Below are 2,006 nucleotides of genomic sequence, written 5' to 3'. Positions count from 1 at the left end.
TTGCCTTAAAAAATGCTATTTTTACACTATCCGTTAAATTCCGGAACATGGATCATATAAAACATCTTACGGTTTTTCTGGTTATGTGGGTGCTTTTTTCTGCCGGCTCGTCAGCTCAGAAAAAAGAAATCTTTCTCCGGAAAATTGATTTCGCCCTTAGCAAAGTCAGCCCAGTTGAAGCAGAAAACAAGTTCTACCTCACCCTGCAGTTTAACAAAGATGTGCAGTACAAATTCTATGTCAAAAATCACCTGAAAGGGGGGCCTGGAGAAGCCGTTGTAGAAATTTATGATCAGGACAGGCTCCTGGGAACAAACTGCCTGAAAGAAAAATACTTCGATACGTTTCTTTTTTCCTGTACAAAGACAGGTATGTATGATGTTGTGATCCGGTTCAGGGATAACAATACCGGAAATTCTGTGATATCGATCTATATGATACCGTAGGAAGGGTTTCTTATTTTGCGGTTCAGAAAGAATTCCGGTGCCGGCTTCCTGATTGTCTCAATACTGTGCCCGGGCGAAGATTCCGAGGGGAAGCAGGCGGCCGAAACTGTCAGGAACACCTATTTCGCCCGAAACAACGGAGGCATCAGGAAATTCCTGTTTCAGCAGGTTTTCTGCTATCAGGGCACTATGTCCGAGGGAATACATATTCAGGATGAGAAAAGAATTCCGGGTTTTGTCGAGGAGGTTTCCGCAGAGGTAAATTAGCTCGTTCAGATGGTCATTCAGCACCCATTTTTCACCTGCCGGGCCTCTGCCATATGCAGGCGGGTCGAGAAGGATTCCCTGATAACGGTTACCCCTCTTTACCTCTCTTTTTACAAATTTCAGGGCATCTTCGGGTACCCAGCGGATATCGCTCAGCCTGCTTGCTTCCATGTTCTGCCGGGCCCAGGTGAGCACGTTTTTCACTGAATCGACATGGACAACATCTGCTCCTGCAGCTCTCGCAGCAAGAGATGAAGCGCCGGTATAGGCAAACAGGTTGAGCAAACGGAAAACACCCGGCCGGAACTTCGGAAGGAGATCCAACAAAAAATTCCAGTTAAACGACTGTTCAGGAAAGATTCCTACATGTCCGAAAGCTGTCAGCCCAAGGCGCAAACGAAAAGAAAAACCCGCGTAGGCATATTGTACGTACCACTGGTCGGGCATTTCTTTGTTCTTTCTCCACTCCCCTCTCTCCCCTTCCCAGGTACCCTGGCTTTGCTCCCTGATGCGGCGAAAAACCGCATGTGCCATTCTTTCCCATTCGGGTTCCGGCAGTTTTTTATTCCACAGTGCCTGAGGCTCAGGCCGGCATAATACAAACCCGCCGAAACGTTCCAGTTTTTCGTGGTTCCCGCTGTCCATCAGCTCGTAGTCAGGAAATGCCGGAGGTACAATAATTTCCATTCCTTTTTCCTATTCTTTGTGCAAAGTAACAACACATTCGTCACAATGAAAAACCAGGCGGAAACGGTTATTTCCTTCCGTGAGAAACCAGTCGCCCTTTTCTGCCGTTTGATCCTGAAACCTCGGACATTTTCCCTGTTCAAACTTCGGGCAAAATTTCATGGTCATCAGCGGAGCGCCCGGTAAGGGATTCAGTTCAAAACCTGTCGGAATTTCCTTCACACCATGCCTCCGGTAAAATGCTCCTGCTTTTCTGTTGAGAACATTGGCCCGAAAATCAACAGATGATTCCGGATATTCAATTTCATTTCTTACCAGGGGCCTTTCTGCACGCTGATAGTTTCCTGCCCTCTCCCTGAGAAGGAATTCGAGGGATTGTCTTCGCATTTCGTTCAGCAATGAGGTACGAATAAACCATGGCCTGGAGAAGCTCACAAAAACGTCAGCGGCTTCAAATATTGTATTGCCGGTCTTGCCAAGCTGTTCCCGTATTAATTTTTCAGAAACAGAAGGATTGGATGCCGGTATATGTTCTGATTCGACTACAAACGATGCACGGTTTCCGTCGCCATCCTCTGCCAGCAGGGAGTAACCCTTTACGGTTTC

At 47.1% G+C, this 2,006-nt stretch carries 3 protein-coding genes; 1 reads left to right on the top strand and 2 read right to left on the bottom strand.

The features are described from left to right. Window positions 1-47: 47 nt before the first annotated feature. Complete coding sequence (locus GX419_10635) at window positions 48-446, top strand: hypothetical protein (GenBank protein NLI25149.1); 399 nt, start codon at window positions 48-50, stop codon at window positions 444-446. A 57-nt stretch (window positions 447-503) separates the two neighbouring features. On the opposite strand, the gene GX419_10630 is transcribed toward GX419_10635, so the two are convergent. Continuing rightward, a complete protein-coding gene (locus tag GX419_10630) occupies window positions 504-1,400 on the bottom strand; it encodes an oxidoreductase (GenBank protein NLI25148.1) in 897 nt (298 codons plus the stop codon). A 9-nt stretch (window positions 1,401-1,409) separates the two neighbouring features. Further along, window positions 1,410-2,006 (bottom strand): DUF3656 domain-containing protein (locus tag GX419_10625; protein NLI25147.1); only part of this gene is annotated, 597 nt, incomplete at its 5' end.

It is taken from the genome of Bacteroidales bacterium (assembly GCA_012517825.1).
Lineage (GTDB): Bacteria > Bacteroidota > Bacteroidia > Bacteroidales > JAAYUG01 > JAAYUG01.
This window is presented reverse-complemented; position numbering and strand designations above follow the sequence as displayed.